This is a genomic window from Nonomuraea cavernae (genome assembly GCF_014646355.1).
Classification (GTDB): domain Bacteria; phylum Actinomycetota; class Actinomycetes; order Streptosporangiales; family Streptosporangiaceae; genus Nonomuraea; species Nonomuraea cavernae.
The window spans coordinates 298519-322045 of record NZ_BMNH01000003.1; the positions used below are offsets into that span (position 1 = coordinate 298519).

22 protein-coding genes and 1 pseudogene are annotated in these 23527 nt (G+C 71.8%); 8 read left to right on the top strand and 15 right to left on the bottom strand.

Going from position 1 to position 23527, the window contains the following annotated elements; translation table 11 throughout:
- Positions 1-440 precede the first annotated feature (440 nt).
- The 3 genes from IEY82_RS08205 to IEY82_RS08215 are packed head-to-tail and all read left to right on the top strand — an operon-like array spanning position 441 to position 3526.
- Positions 441-1730 carry an ABC transporter substrate-binding protein gene (locus IEY82_RS08205; RefSeq protein ID WP_189123399.1) on the top strand — a complete coding sequence of 430 codons (1290 nt, stop codon included), beginning with the start codon at positions 441-443 and terminating at the stop codon, positions 1728-1730.
- 60 nt (positions 1731-1790) lie between these two features.
- On the top strand, positions 1791-2672 hold the full coding sequence (locus IEY82_RS08210) for a carbohydrate ABC transporter permease (RefSeq protein ID WP_189123400.1): 882 nt from the start codon (positions 1791-1793) through the stop codon (positions 2670-2672).
- A complete protein-coding gene (locus IEY82_RS08215; protein ID WP_189123401.1) occupies positions 2669-3526 on the top strand; it encodes a carbohydrate ABC transporter permease in 858 nt (285 codons plus the stop codon). Before IEY82_RS08210 ends, IEY82_RS08215 begins: the two co-directional genes overlap by 4 nt.
- 35 nt (positions 3527-3561) lie before the next feature.
- Here IEY82_RS08215 and IEY82_RS08220 read toward each other — a convergent pair whose 3' ends face one another.
- From IEY82_RS08220 to IEY82_RS08260, 9 genes are all read right to left on the bottom strand, one after another.
- Positions 3562-4581, bottom strand: a complete 1020-nt coding sequence (locus IEY82_RS08220; RefSeq protein WP_189123402.1) for a 2-hydroxyacid dehydrogenase — start codon at positions 4579-4581, stop codon at positions 3562-3564.
- Positions 4578-5192 carry a histidine phosphatase family protein gene (locus IEY82_RS08225; protein WP_189123403.1) on the bottom strand — a complete coding sequence of 205 codons (615 nt, stop codon included), beginning with the start codon at positions 5190-5192 and terminating at the stop codon, positions 4578-4580. The genes IEY82_RS08220 and IEY82_RS08225 overlap by 4 nt, the downstream gene beginning before the upstream one ends.
- Positions 5189-6625, bottom strand: a complete 1437-nt coding sequence (locus tag IEY82_RS08230) for an FGGY-family carbohydrate kinase (protein WP_189123404.1) — start codon at positions 6623-6625, stop codon at positions 5189-5191. Before IEY82_RS08230 ends, IEY82_RS08225 begins: the two co-directional genes overlap by 4 nt.
- Positions 6622-8109 (bottom strand): FGGY-family carbohydrate kinase, encoded by a 1488-nt coding sequence (locus IEY82_RS08235; protein WP_189123405.1) that lies wholly within the window; start codon positions 8107-8109, stop codon positions 6622-6624. Before IEY82_RS08235 ends, IEY82_RS08230 begins: the two co-directional genes overlap by 4 nt.
- On the bottom strand, positions 8109-9353 hold the full coding sequence (locus IEY82_RS08240) for a sugar ABC transporter permease (protein ID WP_225262408.1): 1245 nt from the start codon (positions 9351-9353) through the stop codon (positions 8109-8111). The genes IEY82_RS08235 and IEY82_RS08240 overlap by 1 nt, the downstream gene beginning before the upstream one ends.
- Positions 9350-10141 (bottom strand): ATP-binding cassette domain-containing protein, encoded by a 792-nt coding sequence (locus IEY82_RS08245; RefSeq protein ID WP_189123406.1) that lies wholly within the window; start codon positions 10139-10141, stop codon positions 9350-9352. Before IEY82_RS08245 ends, IEY82_RS08240 begins: the two co-directional genes overlap by 4 nt.
- A gap of 17 nt (positions 10142-10158) precedes the next feature.
- Positions 10159-11244: an ABC transporter substrate-binding protein gene (locus IEY82_RS08250; RefSeq protein WP_225262409.1), complete on the bottom strand. Its 1086-nt coding sequence runs from the start codon at positions 11242-11244 to the stop codon at positions 10159-10161.
- Between the two features lie 197 nt (positions 11245-11441).
- A complete protein-coding gene (locus IEY82_RS08255; protein WP_189123407.1) occupies positions 11442-12401 on the bottom strand; it encodes a sugar-binding transcriptional regulator in 960 nt (319 codons plus the stop codon).
- 117 nt (positions 12402-12518) lie between these two features.
- Entirely contained in the window at positions 12519-13502 is a 984-nt protein-coding gene (locus tag IEY82_RS08260) for an ArsR/SmtB family transcription factor (RefSeq protein ID WP_189123408.1), read from the bottom strand.
- Between the two features lie 105 nt (positions 13503-13607).
- On the opposite strand from IEY82_RS08260, the gene IEY82_RS08265 reads away from it, so the two are divergent.
- Positions 13608-14822, top strand: coding sequence for an MFS transporter (locus tag IEY82_RS08265; protein WP_189123409.1), 1215 nt, complete (start codon positions 13608-13610; stop codon positions 14820-14822).
- Positions 14823-14864: 42 nt separating this feature from the next.
- Here the strand turns inward: IEY82_RS08265 and IEY82_RS08270 are convergent, their stop codons facing one another.
- Positions 14865-15845, bottom strand: a complete 981-nt coding sequence (locus IEY82_RS08270) for a LacI family DNA-binding transcriptional regulator (protein ID WP_372459690.1) — start codon at positions 15843-15845, stop codon at positions 14865-14867.
- A 127-nt stretch (positions 15846-15972) separates the two neighbouring features.
- Here IEY82_RS08270 and IEY82_RS08275 point away from each other — a divergent pair.
- A pseudogene (locus tag IEY82_RS08275) lies at positions 15973-17166 on the top strand (RNA-guided endonuclease InsQ/TnpB family protein); the annotation flags it as partial.
- Positions 17167-17297: 131 nt separating this feature from the next.
- Complete coding sequence (locus IEY82_RS08280; protein ID WP_189123411.1) at positions 17298-17957, top strand: (2Fe-2S)-binding protein; 660 nt, start codon at positions 17298-17300, stop codon at positions 17955-17957.
- On the opposite strand, the gene IEY82_RS08285 is transcribed toward IEY82_RS08280, so the two are convergent.
- Positions 17935-18498, bottom strand: a complete 564-nt coding sequence (locus IEY82_RS08285) for a cysteine dioxygenase (protein ID WP_189123412.1) — start codon at positions 18496-18498, stop codon at positions 17935-17937. The genes IEY82_RS08280 and IEY82_RS08285 overlap by 23 nt on opposite strands.
- Positions 18495-19355, bottom strand: coding sequence for an amidohydrolase family protein (locus IEY82_RS08290; protein WP_225262419.1), 861 nt, complete (start codon positions 19353-19355; stop codon positions 18495-18497). The genes IEY82_RS08285 and IEY82_RS08290 overlap by 4 nt, the downstream gene beginning before the upstream one ends.
- 183 nt (positions 19356-19538) lie before the next feature.
- Between IEY82_RS08290 and IEY82_RS08295 the strand changes: the two genes are divergently transcribed.
- Positions 19539-20528: a LacI family DNA-binding transcriptional regulator gene (locus IEY82_RS08295; protein WP_189123413.1), complete on the top strand. Its 990-nt coding sequence runs from the start codon at positions 19539-19541 to the stop codon at positions 20526-20528.
- A 65-nt stretch (positions 20529-20593) separates the two neighbouring features.
- Here IEY82_RS08295 and IEY82_RS08300 read toward each other — a convergent pair whose 3' ends face one another.
- Complete coding sequence (locus tag IEY82_RS08300; RefSeq protein ID WP_189123414.1) at positions 20594-21934, bottom strand: aromatic amino acid lyase; 1341 nt, start codon at positions 21932-21934, stop codon at positions 20594-20596.
- A gap of 4 nt (positions 21935-21938) precedes the next feature.
- Positions 21939-22319, bottom strand: a complete 381-nt coding sequence (locus IEY82_RS08305; protein ID WP_189123415.1) for a phage holin family protein — start codon at positions 22317-22319, stop codon at positions 21939-21941.
- A 138-nt stretch (positions 22320-22457) separates the two neighbouring features.
- Between IEY82_RS08305 and IEY82_RS08310 the strand changes: the two genes are divergently transcribed.
- On the top strand, positions 22458-22733 hold the full coding sequence (locus IEY82_RS08310) for a hypothetical protein (protein WP_189123416.1): 276 nt from the start codon (positions 22458-22460) through the stop codon (positions 22731-22733).
- On the opposite strand, the gene IEY82_RS08315 is transcribed toward IEY82_RS08310, so the two are convergent.
- The gene (locus IEY82_RS08315; RefSeq protein ID WP_194518786.1) at positions 22730-23506 is read right to left on the bottom strand and encodes an FAD:protein FMN transferase; all 777 of its coding nucleotides are present in this window, start codon (positions 23504-23506) and stop codon (positions 22730-22732) included. The genes IEY82_RS08310 and IEY82_RS08315 overlap by 4 nt on opposite strands.
- Between the last annotated feature and the right edge of the window lie 21 nt (positions 23507-23527).

A 23527-nucleotide genomic window follows, 5' to 3' on the forward strand; every position in this document is an offset into this window, starting at 1 on the left:
GGCCCGCGCGCCTAGCGTTTCTGCCTGTGGCCGGCCACGGCGCGCCGCGTCTCTGGCTCCTCCTGCCTGGAGCTTCCCGCGCACGACGCGTCGCGGCCGGTCCGCCGTGGACGTCACGCGTTCCCGTGAGGCCGGGTCTCCTCGGAGGGGTGGGGGCCGGGCTCCGGCCGCGTGACAGCGGGCTCGGACCGCGCAGGGTCCGAGCCCGCACCTCCCAGGTCACGCGGTCCCTCCTCCGCCCGGCGGGCGCGCCTCGCCCTACATACATCGGCGCTTTCCGCGACTTCCGCGCGACCGTGCAGGGCCGGTTGCGTATGCGGACCTGTTACCGCACATGCCTTGACGCCCGTGAGTGCGAAATGGCTTGATTGCCCTACTGACAACGTTGTCAACTCTCTTCGTTGTCAACTCACCTCGGGGTATCGAAGGGATGGAGTGCGATGCGACGAAGGTGGATGGCGGCCGTCGCGATCACCATGGCGAGCGCGCTGAGCCTGTCCGCCTGTGGCGGCGACCAGGCGGCAGAGCCGACCACGGGCGGTGGCGACGCGGCGAAGCAGGTCGAGGTGTTCTCCTGGTGGACCGGGCCGGGAGAGGCCGACGGGCTGCAGGCGATGAAGCAGATCTTCGAGAAGCAGAACCCCTCGTTCACGTTCTTCGACGCGGCGGTGGCCGGCGGCTCGGGTGACAAGGCCAAGGCGCTGCTGCAGTCGAAGCTCCAGGCCGACACCCCGCCCGACACCTTCCAGGGGCACGCGGGCGCGGAGTTGCAGGGCTACATCAAGGCCGGCGACCTGGAGGAGCTCAACTCCCTCTACGACGAGCTCAAGCTCCAGGACGTCTTCCCGGCCCAGCTGATCGACCAGATCAGCGTCGACGGCAAGATCTACTCGGTGCCGGTGAACATCCACCGCTCCAACGTCCTGTGGTTCAACCCCGGGGTCCTCAAGGAGGCCGGGGTCGCCGGAGCGCCCAAGACGATCGAGGAGTTCACCGCCGCGCTGCAGAAGGTCAAGGCCAAGGGCAAGATCCCGCTCTCCATCGGCTCCGAGTGGACCGTCACCCACCTGCTGGAGAGCGTCCTGCTCGGCTCGCTCGGCACCGACGCCTACAACGCGCTGTTCAAGCCGGGCGCCGACTGGAACAGCGCCGAGGTGACCAAGGCGCTGGAGAGCTTCAAGACGATCATGTCGTACGCGGGCGACCCGCAGGACGACTGGCAGCCCGCCGCCAAGCAGGTGGCCGACGGCGAGGCCGCGTTCAACATCATGGGCGACTGGGCCTACGGCTACTTCCACAACCCGCCGGAGGGCGGCCTGGGCAAGACGTCGAAGACCGACTTCGACTGGGCGCCCGCTCCCGGCACCGAGGGCACCTACCTGTGGCTGTCCGACAGCTTCACCCTGCCCAAGGGCGCGAAGAACCGTGACGGGGCCCTCGCCTGGCTCAAGGTCGCGGCCAGCAAGGAGGGCCAGGACGCCTTCAACCCGAAGAAGGGCTCCATCCCGGCCCGCAAGGACGCCGACCAGGCGCTCTACACCGACTACCTGGCCGACGCGCTGAAGGACTGGTCGGGCGACAAGCTGGCCGGCTCGATCCAGCACGGCGTCTCGGTGAACCAGCCGTGGCTGGCCTCGATCAACGAGGCGGTCGGCCTGTTCCTCGGCACCAAGGACGTCGCCGCCCTGCAGAAGGCCCTGGCCGACGCGGCCACGGCCAACGCCCAGTAACCCACGTACCGGCAGGCGTCCATCCCCGGGCGCCTGCCGTACTCCTTGGAGGGAGTGGTTGTGAGGCGGGCACGCACCTGGCTGCCGGGACTGCTCCTGGTCGCGCCGTCGATCGTGGCGATCGGGGTGTTCGTGTACGGCATGCTGGGCTGGAACTTCCGGCTGGCCATGACCGACGAGCACGACGAGGTGACCGAGGGGAAGTTCGTCGGGCTCGACAACTTCATCAGCCTCTGGGACCAGCCCCGATGGCACATCTCGGTCAACCACGCGATCGTCTTCACGATCGTGTTCGTGCTGGGCGCGCTGGTGCTCGGCTGGCTGCTGGCCTTCCTGATGGAGAAGGGGATCAGGGGCGAGGGCACGTTCCGGGCGATCTACCTGTTCCCGATGGCCATCTCGTTCGTCGCCACCGGCATCGTGTGGCGGTGGCTGATGAACTCCGGCATGGACGAGCGGGCGGTCGGGCTCAACCGGCTGTTCGACGCGATCGGGTTGCCGCAGTGGCAGTGGTTCCGGGATCCGGACTGGGGGATGGCCGCGATGGCGCTCCCGGCCGTGTGGCAGATGTCCGGATATGTCATGGCATTGTTTTTGGCTGGCTTCCGGGGCGTCCCCGAGGAGCTGCGTGAGGCCGCCCGGGTCGACGGGTGCACCGAGTGGGGCGTCTACCGGCACGTCGTGCTGCCCCTGCTGCGCCCGGTGACGCTCTCGGCGCTGATCATCCTCGGGCACATCTCGCTGAAGGTGTTCGACCTGATCGTGGCGGTGTCGGGCAAGCAGATCATCACCGACGTGCCGGCGGTGTTCATGTGGGTCGCGGTCTTCGACTCCCACGATCCGGCCAAGGGCGCCACCATCGCCTCGTACATCGTGCTGAGCGTCGCGATCTTCGTGATCCCCTACCTCGTCTGGTCCGTACGCAAGGAGAGGCGCACATGACGGCGGTGGCCGGGCGAAGGCGGGTGTTCACCGGGCTGCGGCTCGCGGTGCTGATCGCCTTCGTGGCGATCTTCCTGATCCCGATCTACGTCCTGCTGGTCACCAGCTTCAAGCCGCTCACCGAGGCCGACCCCGGACAGGCCTGGAACCTGCCGCAGACCTGGACCCTCGAGGCGTGGCGGGTGGCGTGGGAGAAGCTGGCGCCCGGGCTGTGGAACAGCGTGCTGCTCGCGGTGCCCGGCTCGCTGCTGTCGTGCGTGCTGGGCTCGATGAACGGCTACGTGCTGTCCAAGTGGCGCTTCCCGGGCGCCGACCTGCTGTTCACGCTCTTCCTGTTCGGCATGTTCATCCCCTACCAGGGCGTGATGATCCCGCTGGTGCAGCTGCTGGTCGGGCTCAACGAGCTGACCGGGCTGCAGGGCGTCTTCTACGGCGGCATCCCGGGGCTGGTGCTGGCGCACGTGGTCTACGGCATCCCGATCTGCACGCTGATCTTCCGCAACTACTACGTCACGATCCCCGACGAGCTCATCGAGGCGTCGCGGGTCGACGGCGCGGGGATGCTGCGGACGTACGGGTCGGTGGTGCTGCCGGTGTCGGCGCCCGCCATCGCCGTAGTGATCATCTGGCAGTTCACCGCGCTGTGGAACGACTTCCTGTTCGCCGTCTTCCTCACCGGGCCGACGAGCTGGCCCGCCACCGTGATGCTCAACAACATCGCCGGCGCGCAGGCCACCCCGTACAGCCAGCAGATGGCGGCGGCGATCCTGGCCTCGATCCCGACGATGCTGATCTACGTCCTGCTGGGCCGCTTCTTCATGCGCGGCCTCATGGCGGGCGCCCTCAAGGGCTGAGCCCCCCGGGGCTGAGCGGAGGGACGAGCCGCGGCTCAGGAGGCGGCGAAGGCCGGGTTGGCGCAGTGGGCCAGCGGCTCGCCGCGCACGTAGCGGGCCACGTCCGCCGAGACGATCCGCGCCGCCTTGATCGCCGTCTCCTTGCTGGCCCCGGCCAGGTGCGGGGTCATCACCAGGTTGGGCGTCGTGAGCAGCCGCGACCCGTCGGGGATGGGCTCCTCGGGGAAGACGTCCACGGCGGCGCCGAACAGGTGGCCGGACTCCAGCGCGTCGCACATCGCGTCGTAGTCGAGCAGCGCCCCCCTGGCGCAGTTGACCAGCACGGACCCGGCGGGCATCCGGGCGATCTCGGCGGCGCCGATCATGCCGGTGGTCTCGGGCGTCGCCCGGGCGTGCAGCGAGACGAAGCGCGAGCGGGTGAGCAGCTCGTCGAGGCTCACCTTGCCCGGCAGGTCGACGTACGGGTCGTGGACCAGCACCCGCGCGCCGAAGCCCGCCAGCATCCGGGACACCCGGCGGCCGATCGCGCCGTAGCCGACCAGGCCGACCGTGCTGCCGTCAAGCTCGGGCCCGACCATCTCGTAGCGGTAGTAGTCGCCCCGCCACACGCCCGTGGCCAGGTCGGCGTGCGTCGTCGGGATCCGGCGGGTGGCGGCGAGCAGCATGGCCAGCGTGTGCTCGGCCGTGGCGACGGCGTTGCGGCCGGGGGCGAAGGTCACGGCGACGCCCGCCTCGGTGGCCGCCTCCAGGTTGGCGTTGACCGGGCCGCCACGGCTGACGCCGAAAAGCCTGAGGTCGGGGCTGGCGGAAAGGACGCGGCGCGTCAGGGGAGCCATCTGCGTGACGCACACCTCGACGCCCCGCAGCGCCTCGATCAGCTCGTCCTCCACGTCGGACGCCTCGTCGACCTCGCCCACCCGGCCGAACGGCACCACCGGCCACGGCAGCGTGAGCTCGCGGATCTCGACCTCGCCGGGAACCTCGCGCCGGAGCGCGTCTGCGAACAGGCGGTTCTGGACGAAGTGGTCACCGGCCGCAAGGACTCGAAGTGTCAACGCATGACTCCAATCGGAGAGTTGAACTGCAGGATCGCGACCTGCCCGGCCCGCACGCGCAGCTCGGTGACGGCGCAGTTGTCCAGGCGCGGGAAGAGCCGCCGGTACGAGCCGAGCGGCACCCCGATGAGCCCGCACAGGGCGAGCCTGATGGCGGTCGTGTGGGCGACCACCAGCACCCGGCCGTCCGGGTGGGCGGCGTGGATGTCGCGCAGGGCGGCCACGAACCGGTCGGCGGCCCGGTGCGGGTCCTCGCCGCCGGGCAGCGGGTGCGCGGCCGGGTCGGCCTCGAACGCGGCCCGCGCCTCGGGGAAGCGCCCGTGCATCTCGGCGGCGGTCAGCCCGTCGGCCTGGCCGAAGTCGAGCTCGACCAGGCGGGCGTCCACCTGGAGCTCGACCCCCGCCGCGCGGGCGCTGGCCGAGGCGGTGATCCGGGCCCGGCTGAGGGTGGAGGAGTAGACGGCCGACAGGCCCGCGGAGGCGGCCCAGCCGGCCAGGCGCGCGGCCTGGTCGTGGCCGCGTGGGGTCAGCTCGATGTCGCTGAGCCCGGCGTAGCGGTTCTCGGCGTGCCAGACGGTCTCGCCGTGGCGCACCAGCACCAGGTCGGTCATCGGGTGGTCCTCTCGCGGGCGTGGGCGGCGGCCGGCGAGGGGAGCCAGCCGCGGCCTTCCAGTTCGTCGACGAAGCGCAGGTAGTGCTCGCGCAGGTCGGTGCCGTCCGGCTGGACGACCTCGCGGGTGCGGATCATGCTCGCCGACGCCTCCGGCCCGGCGGCGAGCACGGCCATGCCGAGCGCGGGCTCGGCGTTCTCGCGCAGCGTCACCGGCCGCCCGAGCACGTCGGCGCGCAGCCGGTTCCAGTACGCGCTGCGGGTCGCCCCGCCGGTCAGGATGATCTCGCCGTCCACCGGCGCGCCGAGCAGGTCGAGGTAGTCGAAGCAGAGCCGCTCGATGTACGCCGCCCCGCGCAGGATGGCGGCGTAGCGCTCGACGTCGTCCGAGACGTGGCCGAGCGTGAAGCCCTCCGCTGCTGGAGCGTCGAACGGGAACCGCTCGCCCCGCGAGACCAGCGGATAGATGGTGGCGGGGTCGGCCCAGGAACGGGCGGCGGCCTCGCGGCTGAGCGCGTCGAGGTCGCGGCCGGCGAGGTCGCGGGCCAGCACGCCCGCGCCGGTGCTGGACGCGCCGCCCGGCAGCCAGGAGCCGTCGGGCGCGCGGTGCGAGTAGACGACGCCCAGCGGGTCGTGGATGAGCTCGCGGGTGACGCCCTTGAGCACGAGCGTGGTGCCCATCACGGAGTTCCAGCTGCCCGTCGTCAGAGCGCCCGCGCCCAGTTGGGCGGCGCAGCCGTCGGTGGCGCCGGCGATCACCGGGGTGCCCGCGGGCAGGCCGGTGGCCTCGGCGGCCTCGGCGCACACCGTGCCCAGCCGGCTGCCGGGCCGTACGACCTGGGGCAGCATCGAGGCGGGCACGCCGAGCGCGTCGAACACCTCGCGGGGCCAGTCCTCGTCGATCAGGTGCACGCCCGTCTTGAGCGCGTTGCTCAGGTCGGTCGCGACGTCGTGGCCGGTCAGGCGGCGGTTGACGAAGTCGCTCTGGTGGGCCGCCCGCGCCCCCGCGGGGGCGTCCGGCAGCAGCCAGAGCAGCTTGGGCAGCGCCCAGTTGGGCTGCATGCGCAGGTAGCCGAGCCGCTCCCACACCGGCGCGCCCACCGCGTTGACCCGCTCGACCTCGCCGGTGGCCCGCCGGTCGTCGTACATCAGGCCGGGTGTCAGCGGATCGCCGTCGCGGTCGGTGAGCAGGACCGTTCCAGAGGTGGCGTCGACGGCCACGCCGTCGATCCGGCCGGGCGGCACGTCGCGCAGCGCCTCGCGGGTGGCGGCGGCCAGCTCACGCCACCACTGCTCGGGGTCCTGCTCGTGTCTCGGCCCGTCGCGGTGGCTGGTCAGCGGCCGGCTCGCCGCGCCGAGCACCTGCCCGGTCCCGTCGACGGCCATCGCGCGCACGCTCTGCGTGCCGAGGTCGATGCCGATCCACACGCTCATGTACGGCCCCAAGTCCGGTCGCGTGTCTCGGCGAGCAGCGGCCAGGATCGGGCGCTGTTCGCGCGCAGGGCAAGGAAGTCCTGGTAGGCGGTGTCGTACGGGCCGGGGTCCGGATGTACGGCGTCGCTCAGCCGGACGAACCGGTCGGCGGCCACCTCGACACCGGGGGCGGCGCCCGTGGCGACCAGCCCGACGATGAAGGCGCCCCGCGCGCCGACCTCGGCGTCGCTCGACCGGTGGACGGGCAGGCCGGTGATGTCGGAGATCATGCGCACCCACAGGGCGTTGGCCGACCCGCCGCCGCACACGCGCAGCTCCTGGGCCGCGACCCCGGAGACGGCCAGGCAGTCCTGGACGACGAGGCTGAGCCCTTCGAGCACGGCGCGGGCGATGTGCTCGCGGCCGTGTTCGAACGACAGGCCCAGGAAGGAGCCCCGGGCGAGCGGGTCGGAGAACGGCACCCGCTCACCGGCCGGCGAGAGGTAGGGCAGGAAGGCCAGCCCGCGGGCGCCCGGCGGGCTCTGCGCGGCCAGCTCGCCCAGCTCGGCCGGGCCGGGCAGGCCGAGCAGCCGGCAGGCCCACTGGATGACCTCGCCCCCGGAGAAGGTGGGGAAGGCCCGCAGGTAGCCGCCCGGTATCGCGAGCGTGACGCCGACCGGCTCGCCGTCCAGGTCGGGACGGTCGGCGACGGTCTCGGTGCACAGCGTGGTGCCGAGGATGCCGCACGCCTGGCCGGGCCGTACGGCTCCGGCGCCGATCGCGGTCGAGGCGATGTCGTAGGGCGCCATCACGACCGGTGTCCCGGCGGGCAGGCCGAGCGACTCGGCGGCGCCGGTGGTGAGGGCGGCGACCCGGCGCGTGTCGTCACGCGGCTCGGGCAGCAGCCGTTCGGCCCACTCCAGGCCGTACATGGCCATCAGCTCGGGGGAGTAGGCTCGGGTGCGCAGGTCCATGAACGGGGCCGACGCGTCGGACTCGTCGGTGGCGATCTCACCGGTCAGCCGGGAGAAGATCCAGCCGCCGCAGGTGAGGCCGGCGGCCGAGCGGTCGAGCCGGTCGGGGTCGTGCTCGCGCAGCCAGCTCAGGATCGCGTGCGGCAGGCCCGACGCGCTGACGTTGCCGTTGAGGCGGAAGGCGCGTTCGGCGACCCCGGAGCGGGCCCAGGCGTCGACCGTGGCGGCGGCCCGGCCGTCGTTCCACAGGATCGCGTTGCCGGTGGGCTCGCCGGCGGGGTCGACCAGCCAGACCCCGTCGCCCTGCGCGGTGACGGCGAGGAAGTCGATCGGGCCCTCGGTCCGGGCGGCGACGTCGCGCACGGTGCGCGCGACGGCGTCCCAGACCGTGGTCATGTCCTGCTCGGCCCAGCCGGGCGCGGGACGGGACACACCGGTCTGGTGCCGGGCGACCGCGACCTCCGCGCCCGCCTCGTCGTAGCCGACCGCCTTGACGACCGTGGTGCCGGCGTCGACGCAGATCGCCGCCATCAGGCTCTTCCGTGTGAGGTCCGAGACTTGCGGGCGATCGAGTCGACGACCACGGCCAGCAGCAGGACGGCGCCGGTGACCACGAACCGGATGGAGGAGTCGAGGTTCAGCAGGGTCAGGCCGCTGGAGATCGACTGGATGACGATGATGCCGAGCAGCGCCCCGAACGCCGAGCCGCGACCGCCGAACAGGCTGGTCCCGCCGATCACGGCCGCCGCGATGGCGTTGAGGTTGATGTCGCCCCCGCCGCTGCTCTGGTTGGCCGCGGCCAGCCGGGCTGCGGCCAGGATGCCGCCCACTGCGGCGAAGGACGAGCAGAGCACGAACACCGAGGTGTAGACAGCCTTGACGTTGATGCCGGCCCGCCGGGCCGCCTCCACGTTGCCGCCGACGGCGTAGACGGACCTGCCCCACTTCGTACGGGACAGCAGGTAGTGCATGACCAGCACCATCCCGACGAAGAGCATGAACATCCAGCCGATGCCGCGCGTCTGCCCGAGGTACCAGACCACGAAGGCGAGCACCACCAGCAGCGCCGCGCTCCTGATGGCCAGCATGGACGTCGTCTTGGACGACAGCCCCGCCCTGCGGCGCTCGCTCGCGTGCAGGTAGCCGCTGACGAACAGCCAGACCGCCGCCACCACCGCGAAGGTGTAGGAGAGCCAGTCGGGCACGAAGGCCAACTGGGCGAAGTTCACCAGCCCGGAGTCGAACGGCAGGTTGATCGAGCCCTTGCTGCCGAGCACGTAGAGCTGCAGGCCCAGGAAGGCGAGCAGGCCGGCCATGCTGATGACGAAGCTGGGCACCCCGAACCGGTTGTACAGCTGCGCGTAGACCCAGCCGACGACCGCGCCCATGAGCACCGAGGCCAGGATCGCCACCCACACCGGCAGGCCCTGGCTGACGAAGAGCACGGCCAGCACGGCGCTCGACAGCCCGCTGACCGAGCCGACCGACAGGTCGATCTCGCCGACGAGCAGCACGCACACGATGCCGAGCGCGATGACGCCGACGGCCGCCGACTCCAGGGTGAGGTTCACCAGGTTGGCGCTGGACAGGAAGACGGGGTTGAGGATCTGCAGCACGCTCCAGATCACGATGAGGCCGACCACGACCGGGATCACCCCGAGGTCGCCGCCCCGGGCCCGCTCGACCACGTCGGAGATCGCGCCGCGCAGCCCCTCCTGTGACCGCAGCCGCTCGTCCTGGCGGTCGGTGGCCGTGCTTTTGACCGTGGTGCTCACGAGGAGAGCCCTTCCTTCCTGCGCGCCTGCCGTTGGGAGACCGCGTTGTCGGTGGCTCCGGTGATGGCGGCGATGATGTCCTCGGGGGAGACGTCGTTCACGTCGAAGACTCCGTTGTTGCGGCCGAGCCTGAGGACGGCCACGGTGTCGGCCACGGCCTTCACGTCGGCCATGTTGTGGCTGATCATGATGACGCCGAGGCCGCGCTCGCGGAGCCGTTCGACCAGGTTGAGCACCTCGGCCGTCTGGGCGACGCCCAGGGCGGCGGTCGGCTCGTCGAGGATGATGACCTTGGGGTCGCCGAGCAGCGACCGGGCGATCGCGACGGTCTGCCGCTGTCCGCCGGAGAGCGAGGCCACCGGCACCCGCACGCTGGGGATCTTGGCCGAGAGCTGGCGGAGCAGATCCCAGGAGCGGGTCTCCATCGCCACGTCGTTGAGCCGCAGCGGCCGCAGCTCCTGCCCCAGGAAGAGGTTCTGGATCACGTTCAGGTTCTCGCACAGCGCGAGGTCCTGGAAGACCGTGGCGATGCCGAGCCTGTGGGCCGCCGCCGGAGTCGGGATCTCGACCGTCTTCGAGTCGAAGACGATCTTTCCCGAGTCCGGCGGGTGCACACCCGAGAGGATCTTGACCAGCGTCGACTTGCCCGCGCCGTTGTCTCCGACGATGGCCACGACCTGTCCCGCGGCCACATCGAGGTCGATGTCGGTCAGCGCGGCGACCGCGCCGAAGGTCTTGCTGATCCCGCGCAGGGACAGGACGTTGTCTGATTGCTGGTTGGACGACAAGGGGGACTCCTGGAGATCTACTTGATGTCGAGTTCGGCGCAACCCTTGGCGTAGGCGCCGGTGCAGACCTCGGAGGCCTTCATGATCCCGCTGTCGAACAGGACCTCCTTGATGTTCTCCTTGGTCACGACCGTGGGAACGAACAGCTCCGACGGCGTGTCGTAGAGCGTGGTCTTGCCCTCGGGCTTGTTGCCCTGGACGAAGTCCCAGGCGACGGTGGCCGCGGCCTCGGCCACGATCTTGATCGGCTTGGAGATGGTGTTGTACTGGTCGCCCGAGATGATGCGCTGGGCGGCGGCCGTCTCGGCGTCGTTGCCCGTGACCGGCGGGACCTTGCCACCCGCGGCCTTGAACGCCGCGATGGTGCCGCCGGCGGTGCCGTCGTTGGCCGCCACCACGCCGACGATCTTGTCGCCGAACTGGGTGATCTGGCCGCTGACCCAGGTCTGCGCCTTCTCGGGCTGCCAGTCGGGGGTGTCGTACTCGGCGAGCAGCTTGTGGCCGCTCGGGTCGATCGCGCTGTGGATGCCCTTCTTGATCAGGCCGGCCGCGGCGTCCGTGGGGGAGCCGTTGACCTGGAGCAGGCCGCCCTCGATCTTCTCGGCCTTGAGGTGGTCGACCAGCGACTGGCCGATCATGGAGCCGATCTTCTCGTTGTCGAAGGAGATGTAGTAGTCGGCGGGCGTCGCCGGGATCGGCCGGTCGTAGGCGATGACCGGCACGTTCTGCGCCTGCGCCGTCTTGACGATGGTGGCCGCGGCGGCCGAGTCGACCGGGTCGAGCACGATGGCCTTGACGCCCTGCGCGAGCGCCGAGTTGGCCTGCTGCTGCTGCTTGGCGGCGTCGGAGTCGGCGTTCTGGTAGATGACCGAGCAGCCGGAGCAGAGCTCCTTCATCTTGGCCTCGAACAGCGGCTTGTCCTGGAGCTCGTACCTGGTCGACGCGAGGTCGGGCATGAGGAAGGCCACCTTGGCGTCGGTGCCGCCGCCGCCACCGGAACCGGCGTCCGTGGTGCCGCTGTCGGAGCCGCAGGCGGTCAGAGCCGCGCCCGCGATGACCGCCACGGCGGCGAACGCCGTGGTGCGCATCTGAGTTCTGTTCAAGGGTTCTTTCCTCACTTGCTACGTCTCGCGGAGCTGGTTGCGTCGCGTTCCCCCGGGTGCCGCAGGGCACAGGGCCGCTCACACACGGCAACGCGCTGCGGTGCGACTCACGCTAGCGCGCACCCAGAACTTTTGTCCAGCAAAAGTGTTCAGGGAGTTTTTACCCCTGTGACCTGCTGTTAATCATTTGAGGGTACTCAGCGGACGGCGGTGAGCAGACCCTCGGCGGTCAGCGCGTCGGTGACGAGGCGGTTGAAATAGCCGCCCCGCGCCCCGGCGACGATCGAGCCGACCTTCTCCGGGCCCACCGCGACCGCGATGGAGAACGGAATGCGGCGCAGGTCCTCCAGCGCCGTCGCCACCAGCCGCTCACTGCCCGGATAGCCGACGGGCTCGCCGTCGCGGTCGTAGAAGCGCGAGCACACGTCGCCCACCGCCTGGCGCAGGCTGTCGGCGTAGCGGGGCACGAAGGCGGGCACGACCTGGCGCATCACCGGCGGTGAGCCGACGCCCACGATCGCGCACTTGGCCCGGCCCCACAGGTCCATCACCCGGCGCACCGACGGCTCGTGCTGCAGCGAGTAGAACAGCTCCGGCCCCGGCAGCGCGGGCGCGTAGAGGTAGCTCGGCACGCCACCGACCCGCTCGGCCAGCAGGCGGGTGGTCTCGTTGGTCTGGAACCAGGGCTGTGGATCCTCCTGGCCGCCCACGGCCGGCGCGATCGTGACGCCGGGGAACTGGCCGAGCCCCTCGCGCGCGCACTCGTAGATCGTGCTGCCGGAGGAGACCAGGATCACGTCGCCCGAGGTCAGGCCCACCCCGGCGAGCGCCCTGGCCAGCCCCGGGGCCAGCCACGGGCCGAGCGCCGGGCCGCTGACCTTGGGCACCAGGTAGACCCGCTCCAGGCGCAGGGCGGCGGCGACCTCGGCGGCCAGCGGGCCCTCCTCCAGCGCGGACGGCCGGTGCACCCTGATCTCGACCAGGCCGTGCTTGCGCGCCTCGGTCAGCAGCCGGCTCACGGTCGCCCTGCTGACGCCGAGCCGCTTGGCGATGTCGGCCTGAGTCGCGTCCTCCAGGTAGTACTGCGAGGCGGCCGCGTACATCAGCTCCTGAGGGAACCGGGCTGGCGCCTCCGGTCCGACGTCGGCGGCATTCATGCGCGCGCTCCCTAGGGCTTGAACATTGTTGCTGAACGGATGCGCAACGACTATACCTTCGTGCTCTCCGAGGCAAAGGCTAGCGATCCCCGCGTGCCCGCGACACGTCCGGAGGCACTACGGCAGCGAACCCGCCACCAGGGCGTCGCCGAGCGGCGAGCGGGAGTAGAGAACGCTGCGCCCGGTGCGTGCCCGGGTGACGAGACCGGCGCCGCGCAGGGCGGCCAGATGGCCGCCCATCGTGCCGAGACCCTGGCCGAGCAGGGCGGCGAGATGCGTCGTCGTGGCCGGCACGGCGAGCTCGGCGAGGACACGCGCCCGGGTGCGGCCCATCAGCAGCGCCAGGCCGGGCGCCGGCGCGGGCGGCACCATGGCGGTGCCGCGCGCCGGATAGACCAGCGCGTACGGCCAGGCCTCCTCCAGATAGGCCCCGACGCTGCCCGCGAACACCGACGGCAGGAACAACAGCCCCTTGCCGCCGAGCCGGTGCCGCTCGTCGCGCCTGCCCATCCGGATCCCGATGAACCCGTCACCGTCCCACCTGACCTGCGAGCTCAGGTCGTCGAGCGCGGCGGCCCAGCCGTAGGCGGCCAGCCGCCCCGCCCGCTGGATCACGTCCCTCTCCAGCACCGCGTGGAACCGCGGCCAGGCCACCGAGACGATCTCCGTCCAGAGCTCCTCGTAGGCGTCGGCCAGCAGCCGCACCACGTCGGGGCCGAGCAGCAGCTCGCGGGCCCACGCGGCCACCGGGGGCCGCGCCGCCAGCACCGCGCCGATCTCCGCGTGCGCCAGGCCGACCGGGGTCGAGCGCATCGCGGCCAGCTCGGCCGCGAACGGCACGCTCAGCCCGGCGGGCGGCGGCGCGACGAAGTCGACGTTCGCGTGCCCCCTGTTCCCGGTGATCGCCGTCGCGGCCCGCAGCGCCGGATGCCGCCGTTCGAGCTCCTGGTACGGCTCGCGCCACCGCGCCACCCAGTGCCGGTGCATCCCCGCCTCGGTCCTGCCCGACAGGACCCACTGCGCGTGCATGGTCTCGATCAGCGGCGAGATCGCGAACCGGCTGGCCGCCACGTCCTGCGGAGTGACCTCGATCCTGAACATCTTTCGGTTATATCCGAAACAGTCGCCGCATCCGAGGTCGTACCGCCAGCATCGTGCCCGGCGGCCCCTCACCTCCCGGGGCCGCCGACCTGAGGAGCGTGAGACGTGACCGAACGCGGAGCCACCTTCCGTGAGGTGTTCGCGGTCCGCGAGTTCCGGGTGCTGTTCGGCGGCTTCGCGCTGCTGGTGTCCGGCGACTCGATCAAGATGCTGGCCCTGTCGGTGCTGGTGTACGCCCAGACCGGCTCGCCGGGGCTGTCGGCCGCCGCGTACATGGCGGGCTGGCTGCCCTACATCTTCGGCGGGATCTTCCTGCTGTCTCTGGCCGACCGGCTGCCGCCGCGCGCGCTGATGATCGCCGGTGAGCTGGTCCGGGTGGTCGTCTGCCTGCTGCTCGCCTACGCGGGGCTGCCGGTGCCCGCGATGCTCGCGCTGGTGCTGGTGACCGGGCTCTTCTCGCCGGTGTTCGGGGCCGCGCACAGCGCGCTGCTGCCCGAGGTGCTGCCCGGCGACGCCTTCGTGCTGGGCCGTTCGCTGCTGGGCGTCACCTCGGCCGGCGCCCAGGTCGCGGGGCTGGCCGCCGGTGGCGCCATCCTCACCCTGATCGGGCCGCACGGCGCGCTCGCCGTGACCGCCACCCTGTCCGCCGTGGCCGCCGTGGTGCTCAGGTGCGGCCTGCCGTACCGGCCCGCCAGGGGTACGGGCGAGCACGGCGCGGTCCGCACCACGCTGCGGGTCAACCGGCTGCTGCTGGCCGACCGGCGCGTCCGCGCGCTGCTGCTGGCCTGCTGGCTGCCGACCGTGTGCCTGGCCGGGGCGGAGGCGATGATCGTGCCCTACCTCGGCGGGCAGGGGCGGGCCGGCGCGGTGCTCGCGATGGCTGCCGTCGGCATGGCGGTGGGACAGTTCGTGGTCGGCAGGTTCGTGGCGCCCGCCAGGAGGGAGCGGTTGTCGCTGCCGCTGGCCGTGCTGATCGGGCTGCCGTGGCTGGCCTTCCTCGCCTCGCCGGGGCTGGTCTGGGCCTGTGCGCTGGCAGCGCTGGCCACGGTCGGGCTGGCGTACCAGCTGGGACTGCAGCGGAGGTTCCTGGAGGCGGTGCCGGAGGACGTGCGCGGGCAGGCGTTCGGGCTGCAGTCGGCCGGGCTGATGACCGGGCAGGCCGTGGGCGCGGCGCTGGTCGGGGTGCTCGGCGAACTGATCGGCCCCGGGCCGGCCATCGTCGCGGCCGGCGGCGCGGGCGTCCTCGTCGCGCTCGCGCTCGCCGGCGCGCTCCGCCCCGAGCCGGAGTCCAGGCGGGCCGCTCTCCCGGACCGCATGTGAGGCGGGGGCGCTCGTCCGGGGCGCATGTGAGGCGGCGGGGGGTCAGGGCGGTCGCTCGCCCGAGCCGCGGGGGACGAGACGGACCGGCAACTCGTGGTGCTCGGAGGGGCCGTCGTCGCCGGACAGCCGCCGGAACAACAGCTCGGCCGCCCGCCGGCCCATCCCGCCGGGATCCTGGGCCACCACGGTCACGCCGGGGCTGAGCAGGTCGGCCAGCTCGAAGTCGTCGAACCCGACCAGCGCCAGGGGCCGTCCACCGAGGGCGCGCAGCGCGGTGACGGTGAGCCGGCCGTTGCCCGTGAACAGCGCGGTGGGCGGCCGGTCGAGCGCCAGCATGCGGTCCAGGTCGGCCCGCGCGGTGTCCGGCGAGGGCGGGCGCATCGACACCAGCCGCTCGTCGAACAGCAGGCCCAGGGCGGCCCGGTAGCCGTGCAGCCGCCGGGCGGCGGTGAAGATCGACGGATGGTCGCCGAGGAACGCGATCCTGCGGTGGCCGTGGGCGATCAGATGCCGGGTGGCCAGCCGCGCGCCGCCCGCGTTGTCGCTGAGCACGGTGTCGACGTCGAGACCGGGGCCGGGCGGCCGGTCCACGAAGACGGCGGGGGTGCCGGCGTCGAGCTCGGGCCGCAGGTAGGAGTGGTCGCCACCGGCCGGCACCACGATCAGCCCGTCGACCCTGCGCGCGCAGAACGTACGGACCAGCTCGCGTTCCCTGGCCGGCTCCTCGCCGGACGAGCCGGTCAGCAGCAGGCAGCCGTGCCGGATGGCGACGTCCTCCACGGCGCGGCTCAGCGCGGAGTAGAAGGGATCGGCCACGTCCTCGATCACCAGGCCGACGGTCGACGTGCGTCCCCTGCGCAGCACCCGGGCGCTCTCGTTGCGGCTGTAGCCCAGCCGGTCGATGGCGTCGCGCACGCGCTCCGCCGTGGCCGGGTTGACCCCCGGCTCGCCGTTCACGACCCGGGAGACGGTCTTGAGCGCCACCCCCGCGGCCGAGGCGACGTCCTTCATCGTCGGTCTCACGCTCGGATCATTGCATCTCCTTGAGGCTGGAGACCCCGTCCTTGAGGGCGGGAAGGAAAGCCAGAACAATGTCATCAAATCGAACACGTGTCCGATAGTTGGCTGATCTTGCAGTACGGTGTGCCGTGTGGCGCAGATCGTGAAGCGGGCCTACAAGTACCGCTTCTATCCGACTGCCGAGCAGGCTGCCGAGCTTGCCCGGACGTTCGGCTGTGTGCGCCTGGTCTACAACAAGGCCTTGGAGGAGCGGACCCGGGCCTACCGCCTGGAGGGCCGCGGGGTTTCCTACGCGCAGTCTTCGGCGGCGCTGACGGCGTGGAAGCGCACCGAGGAGCTGGGCTTTCTCGCCGAGGTGTCGTGTGTCCCGTTGCAGCAGGCGTTGCGCCACCTTCAGGCGGCGTTCGCCGGCTTCTTCGCCAAACGGGCCGGATACCCGGTGTTCAAGTCCCGTAAGAAGTCGCGCCTGAGCGCGGAGTACACCCGTTCGGCGTTCCGCTGGCGCGACGGCCGGTTGACGTTGGCGAAGATGGACGAGCCCTTGGACATCGTGTGGTCGCGGCCCCTGCCTGAGGGCGCGCGGCCGTCCACGGTGACCGTGAGCAGGGACGCGGCCGGGCGCTGGTTCGTGTCCATCCTGGTGGAGGAGCAGATCACCCCCCTGCCCCGGGTCGAGCAGGTGGTGGGGGTGGATGCGGGGATCACCGCTCTGGTCACGTTGTCGACCGGGGAGAAGATCGTCAACCCGCGCCATGAGCGGGCCGACCGGCGCAGGCTGGCCCGTGCTCAGCGGGCGCTGGCCCGAAAGGAGAAGGGCTCGGCCAGCCGGGTCAAGGCCCGGCTGCGAGTGGCTCGCGTGTACGCGCGGATCGCCGACCGCAGACGCGACCACCTGCACAAGGTCACTACACGGCTTGTTCGCGAGAACCAAGTGATCGCCGTGGAAGACCTGACCGTCCGCAACATGGTCAAGAATCACAGGCTGGCGCGCGCCATCTCGGATGCGTCCTGGCGGGAACTGCGCGGCATGCTGGAGTACAAGAGCCGTTGGTACGGCCGGCGACTCGTCGTGGTGGACCGCTGGTTCCCGTCCTCCAGGCTGTGCTCGGCGTGCGGTGCCGTCACCGCCATGATGCCGCTCCACGTCCGGACCTGGGTATGCGCCTGCGGCGCCTCCCACGACCGGGACGTGAACGCGGCCAGCAACATTCTCGCCGCCGGGCTGGCGGAGAGCTGAAACGCCTGCGGAGCTGGCGTAAGACCTCAAAGGAAGTCTCTTCCTGGCGGGCGACCGGCGACGAAACAGGAACTCTCACGGGCGACCGTGGGAATCCTCCTCGTTCACGAGGGGGAGGATGTCAAGTCCCATGTCGGACGTACAGACAACGTTGTCAAACTCGGCCGGGCCGATGCTTTAGGTTAGGCTTGCCTATGGTCGTAGGAGGGGGACGCGGCATGCTGACCGAGGTGCTCGAGCGCCTGGCCGCCGAGCGGGGCGGGGTGATCGGGGTCGAGCCCGGTCTCGTGGTCTCGCCCGACGACAGCTGGACACCGGCCTCGGAGCTGGTCCGTCCGCCTCACCGCCTGCTCGGCGGGCTGGTCGACGAGACGGCCGCCCGCTGGAACGCGCCGCGGCACGTCGGCGCGGCGCTGTTCTGGAAGACCTACACCTACTGGCACACGATGCCGATGGCGCTCGGCTGGGCGCTCGACGGCCGGATCCCGATCATGCGGCCGGCCGACACCTACTTCAAGGTCTCCGACGCCGGGGTGACGATCGCGGCCTCCCGGGTGAGCTGGGCGTCCGGCGCCGGCGCGATCGGCGGCGCGCTCGCCGAGTCGCAGGAGCCGCTGGTGCGGGCCATCGCCGCGATGGCCAAGGTGGGCGAGCGCACCCTGTGGGGCTCGACCGCCGAGGCGTTCGCCCACCCGCTGACCCTGTTCGCGCCCGCCGACTACATGGAGCTGCTGCGCGAGATCGGCCCGCCGGTCGACGGGCTGATCGAGCCGGACGGCGACGGCTACTTCCGCAGGACCTGCTGTCTGTGGATCACCCTGCCCGACGCCGACCCCTGCGGAAGCTGCTGCGTGCTCAGGCCACCGCGTCGTCCATAGGGCGGAGCTCGCCGTCGTCCATGGGCCGCAGCTCGTCGGCGTAGCTCACCGAGACGCGGCGCATCACGCCGGTGTCGTCGATCGAGTACTGCCCGAGCCGCCAGAGCGGCGGCGAGTAGGCGTGGATCGAGACGCTGTGGTCCGTTGCCCCGGTCAGCCGGTGGATGTGGTCCGGGCCGAACGAGAACGACTGCCCCTCCGCCATCACCGTCTCCAGATGCTCGCCGCCGATGCGCGGGTTGCACTCGAGCAGCGCCCCCTGGACCACGTGCACCGCGCCCGAGGAGATGTCGTGGTCGTGCCAGCCGGTGTCGTCCTCGGGCCGCCAGCACAGCAGCCACACGTCGACGTACGCGTCGCGGTAGAGCGAGGCGTAGTGCCGGCCCCCGTCCGCGGGGAAGTCGACCTGGTCCCGCCACTCCTCGGGGCGTACGGCCAGGTCGTCCACCAGGTCACGCAGCTCACGCCGGTCGAGCGTGCGCTCCGGGAGCCGGGCGCAGGCGCCTTCGTCCTGGATCTGGTGGATGGTGTGCTCGCTCACTTGCGAAACTCCTCTCTGCCGAGTAGACGACGGGGGTTGGTGACCCGGATGGCGTGCGCGGCGGCCTCGCCCAGGCCCGGGTCGGGTGCGGTGGCGTAGGGGGCGTCGGAGCCGTTGACCACGACGTCGACGCCGAGCTCACGGACGATCGCGTCGATCGCGCGCGGGCCGTACGACGAGGTCTCCACGAAGAAGCCGGTGTCGACCTGGCCCCGGCCGCCGCCGCCCCGGGCGATCAGCCGCTCGGAGTGCAGCGGGGCCAGACCGGCGAGCAGCGCGAAGCAGACGCGCAACCTCGGGTGCCGGGGCCTGACGACGGCGTGGAAGTAGTGCCAGGAGGCGTGCATCTGCTGCACGTACGGCACCAGCGCGGGCCACCAGGCGGGCGTGCCGGGCACGGCGCGCGCCGGGCCCGGGTGCACGAAGAGCGGCAGATCTCTGCTGGTGAGCACGTCGAGCAGCCGGTCGTCGGGCTCGGCCGTGGCCGGGATCTGCAGGCCGGCGAAGCCTCGATCGAGGTCCTCGGCCAGGCGGCCGGGGTCGGGCTCGCTGTGACAGGTGGCGGCCCACGCGCCGAACGGCCGTCCGAGGCCGAGCGCGCCCTCGTGGTAGGCGTCGATCAGCGGCCAGGACTCCTCCGGCGGCAGCGACTCGACGCCCAGCGGGCTGGACAGGGAGACCAGGGCGAGCTCCAGGCCGGTGGTGTCGCGGCTCGCGTGGTCGGCCGGGTCGACCTCGTAGGGGGGCTCGCCGTCCAGGATCAACGTCCAGCCGTCGAGGTAGGGCGGGGAGGTGCGGGCCCGCAGTGCCTCGACGAACGAACCGGTCCACAGGTGCTGGTGCACGTCGATGCCCACGATCGACCCCTCCCCTCATTTCCTACTAAGATTACCGGGTAAACCGTACCACCTGGTGAAGCGGGATGGTGAAGCGATTCAGTGATACGGTTCAGTGAACCGCTTCACTTCTGTCGTGTCAACGGTTCGCCCGCTCCTTCCCGGGCACGCGAAAATGTCGGCGCCACGCAATAAGCTGGCGGGATGCCTCGCAAGAGAGCGACGATCCGAGAGGTGGCCCAGGCGACCGGTCTGTCACCCGCTGCCGTCTCCTACGCCCTGCGGGGCCTGCAGGTGTCCGAGGAGACGAAGGAGCGGGTCCGCGCCGCCGCGGCCGAGCTGGGTTACGAGGCCGACCCCATCGCCAGGGCGCTGGCCAGCGGCCGCACCGGCATGATCGGCCTGCTCTGCGGCTCGCTCGAAGACCTCTGGCAGCAGTCGCTGGCCGTCGGCATCAGCAGGGGCCTGCGCGAGAAGGACCGCTACGCCCTGATCCTCGACGCCGTCGGCGATCCGGCCCGTGAGCGTGCGCTCGCCCAGCAGCTGCGCGACCAGCGCGTCGACGGCATGATCGTGCAGCCCGTCGATCCCGCCGCGCCGTTCTGGCCCGAGCTGTGCGAGTCGCTGCCGGTCGTCGCGATCGGCGACTCACTGTCCGGCACGGCGGGCGAGGTCGTCTTCGACAACCGCCGCGGCGTGACGCTCGCGCTGGAGCACCTCAAGGGCAAGCACCACCGCCACATCGCCGTCCTCACCCCGACCCGGCCGAGCACTCCCGACCGGCCCGCCGACGTCCACGTGACCGCCGAGGCCGACCGTCTCGGTCTCGACATCGAGGTGGCCACCGCCCCCCACGGCCTCGGCGCTGCGACCGAGGCCGCCCATCGCATCCTGGCCGACGGCCGGGCGAGCGCGGTGTTCTGCTTCGCCGACTCGATCGCCTACGGCGTCTACGCGGCGGCGGCCGAGCGGGGCCTGTCGATCCCCGGCGACATCTCGGTCATGGGCTACGACGACCACCCCATGTCCGGCCTGCTCACCCCGGGGCTCACCACGGTCGACTGGGACATCGACGGCATCGTGCGGGCCGCCGTCCGCCTCATGTGCGCGGCGGCCGACGGCGCCACCCGCCGGCGTCGCGTCGTCCAGCAGCCCACCCTGCGCGAACGCGGCTCGGTCCTGTCCCTGCCGTGACGGCGCGCGGTCCGTTTCGCGGGCGGGGCTGGTCTCGTGCGTGGCCGACCGGCCCACCAGGCGGTTCAGCCGGCGCGGTGCCGGTCCTCCGGAGCGGTGAGCGCCTGCCGGGCCGTCTCGAGGTCCGCGGTGAGAGGCCGGTCGGGCACGGGGTCGCCGAGGGCCCGGGTGGCCGCCACCCGCTCGCAGGCCAGCACGATCTCCAGGGGCTCCACGCAGCGCAGCGCGTGCCGGGCCGCCTGCGTGGCGAACCCGGCGTGGTCCTCGGTGCCCCGCGAGATCACCGCGGTGCCGGTGGCGACGGGGGTCGCCAGGTGCCGGAGCTCGGCCAGGGCGTCCTGGGCGACGTACTCAAGGATCATGACGCCCGAGCCGCCGGGCCGGGCGGCGAGGAAGGGCGGCCGGTCGGTGTAGGCGGGCTCCATCAGCGTGGCCAGGCGGGCCGTGCTCAGCTGGGCCGCCGGCACCAGGGCGGCGCGCAGCGCATCGAGCGCGAGCGCGACCGGCGCCGAGTGGAAGTTGCCGTTGTGCCAGGCCAGCGAGCCGGCGACGAGAGGGTTCTCGGTGGCGGAGTTGAGGTCGGTCTCGATCACCCGCTCGGCTCCGGCCAGCGCGTCGAGCGCCGCCCCGTGCACCTGGGGGAACGCGCGGAACCCGTACGGGTCCTGGATCCGGGTGGCGGGCCGGCCGCCGAGGAGCCCGCGCAGGCGCGCGGCCGCGAGCGCCTGGCCGGGATGCGGACGCGCCTCCTGTACGGGCGCCGCCACCGGCTCGGCCGACGCGCCGGTAGCCTCGAACGAGAGGGCGGCCACGTCGACGGCGGCGTCGAGCAGCCCGCGCAGCCGGTGGCAGGCGAGCGCGGCGTCGGCCAGCGTGGCGGCCCCCGAGCTGATGAACGGCAGCGCGTCACCGGAGGCCAGCGCGTAACGGGGGGCCGGCACATCCTCCCGCCCGGTCCGCCAGCCGAGCTCGCCCAGCAGGCACAGGGCGGTGGTGGCCAGCGCGGTCAGGTCACCGGTGCCGATCGCCCCGTAGGTGCGGACCGGCGGGGTGAATCCGGCGTTGACCGCCCCGGCCAGCACCGGCAGCAACCCCGGGTCGACGCCCGAGCCACCGGCGAGCAGCTGGTTGAGCCGGACCACGAGCATGCCCCTGGCCCGCTCGGGCGGCACCAGGGGGCCGGCCCCGCCCGCGTGACTGCGCAACAGGTCGAGACCGCCCCCGTCGACCTGGACGTCCTTGTTGGCCCCGACGCCGGTGCCGCGGCCGTAGACCGGGCCGGTCAGCTCCCGGGCGGTGTCCCACGCGGCCCGGGCCCGATCGAGCGAGCCGATCGTGACCTGGGCCGTGCCGTACGACACCGCGTGCACCTGCGCGCAGGTAAGCGCGGCGCCGTCGAGCTCCACGGGGTCAGTCGCCGTCGGGGATGAGCAGGCCGAGCACCCAGCTGACGACGCTGATGATGATCGCGCCCCAGAAGGCGGCGGGGTAGAAGTCGTCGACGTGGAAGGGGATGCTGAGCTGTTCCGAGATCCAGCTGGTCAGCAACAGCATGGCCGCGTTGATGACGAGGAGGAAGAGCCCGAGCGTGAGCACGATGATCGCGCAGCCGAGCGCCTTGACGATCGGCTTCACGATGGCGTTGATCAGGCCGAAGATCAGGGCGACGACAAGCAGGGTGCCCCAGTATTCGGCCGAGTATTCGGGGGCGGTGATGTCGATGCCGTCGAGGAACTGGATCGCGACCCAGAGGGCGACGGCGGCCGCCAGGGTCCTGATGATGAATCTCACGCTGGGGGATCCTCCCATTTCTGCTCGGCACTCCGATAGGGGCGGCGGGACCCCACGCTATGCGCTCGCCGATCACCGCGCGCGTCCGCTGGTTATCGGCGGCGAACGAGGGAAGGGGCGTCCTGAAAAGGAGATTCGATGAACACCGAGGGTCTGGAGTCGTTGTCGGCCAGCGAGTTGCACGATCGCGCGGTCCGCTATGCCGTGCGTCACGGGGACCTGGACTTCCTGTGGAACCTGCTGAAGGTCATCCCCGCCGCCGAGGCCGCCACCGGGCACGAGAGGGAGACCACCGCCAGCCTGAGCCGGGTCTCCGCGCTGCTCAGCGACGCCATCGCGGCCGGTGAGGGCGACCTCGGCGAGGCCCTGCGCCCCGTCTACCTCGACTACCTGGCCAAACACCCCGAGGCCTAGCCGGCCAGCCGGGCCGGCGGCTCGCCGTACTCCGCGAACCCGGGGGTGCTCACCTCTCGCCCGTCCCGCTCGACGATCATGGTCTGGTACGGCCCCTCCGCCAGGTCCGCCGCGAAGTGCCTGGCCGCCACCGGGCCCATGGCGAACAACGCGGTGGCGTAGGCGTCGGCCACCCCGAGGTCGGGCCCGAGCACCGTGACCGAGCTGAGTCCGCGCTGCCGCCGGCCGGTGTGTGGGTCGACGATGCGGGCGGCGCCCGAGGTGGCGATGCCGAGGTCGTGGCCGTGGACGACCCTGCGCACCAGGCCCGTGTGCGGATCGCGGATCTCGACGCTCCACGGCTTGCCGGGAGCGGCCGAGCCGCGCAGTCTGATGTCGCCTCCCGCGTTGACGCGGTGGTCGCCGGCGCCGGCCATGACCAGCCCGCGCGAGAGCCGTTCGAGGGCCCAGCCCTTGATGTAGCCGGACGGGTCCACGACGCCGTTGATGCGGGGGTCGAACCAGCCGCCGGTCGCCTCCCTCAGCTCGTCGCAGCGGTGCAGCACCTCGATGAGCTCGGGGATCTGCTCGATGGTCCGGCCGTGGTTGAGCCGCCCGATCTGGCTGTCCTCGTTCAGGGGGTTGAACGTTTCGTCCACCCAGTGCAGCCAGGCGAAGGCATTGTCGAGAAGAGGAGTCAGCTCCCGGCGCGGCAGAGCCGTGCGGATGTCCACGCTGACCCGGATGCCGTTGACCATCTCGACACGGGCGCTTCCAGGGAAAGTCGTCACCATTGCCTCCTTGTCCGCCTCAAC

Coding starts and splice junctions, on each gene's coding strand:
- IEY82_RS08205 (WP_189123399.1), top strand. CDS start 441: ATGCGACGAAGGTGGATGGCGGCCGTCGCGATCACCATGGCGAGCGCG.
- IEY82_RS08215 (WP_189123401.1), top strand. CDS start 2,669: ATGACGGCGGTGGCCGGGCGAAGGCGGGTGTTCACCGGGCTGCGGCTC.
- IEY82_RS08225 (WP_189123403.1), bottom strand. CDS start 5,192: ATGACCGACCTGGTGCTGGTGCGCCACGGCGAGACCGTCTGGCACGCC.
- IEY82_RS08230 (WP_189123404.1), bottom strand. CDS start 6,625: ATGAGCGTGTGGATCGGCATCGACCTCGGCACGCAGAGCGTGCGCGCG.
- IEY82_RS08235 (WP_189123405.1), bottom strand. CDS start 8,109: ATGGCGGCGATCTGCGTCGACGCCGGCACCACGGTCGTCAAGGCGGTC.
- IEY82_RS08255 (WP_189123407.1), bottom strand. CDS start 12,401: ATGAATGCCGCCGACGTCGGACCGGAGGCGCCAGCCCGGTTCCCTCAG.
- IEY82_RS08260 (WP_189123408.1), bottom strand. CDS start 13,502: ATGTTCAGGATCGAGGTCACTCCGCAGGACGTGGCGGCCAGCCGGTTC.
- IEY82_RS08280 (WP_189123411.1), top strand. CDS start 17,298: ATGCTGACCGAGGTGCTCGAGCGCCTGGCCGCCGAGCGGGGCGGGGTG.
- IEY82_RS08295 (WP_189123413.1), top strand. CDS start 19,539: ATGCCTCGCAAGAGAGCGACGATCCGAGAGGTGGCCCAGGCGACCGGT.
- IEY82_RS08310 (WP_189123416.1), top strand. CDS start 22,458: ATGAACACCGAGGGTCTGGAGTCGTTGTCGGCCAGCGAGTTGCACGAT.
- IEY82_RS08315 (WP_194518786.1), bottom strand. CDS start 23,506: ATGGTGACGACTTTCCCTGGAAGCGCCCGTGTCGAGATGGTCAACGGC.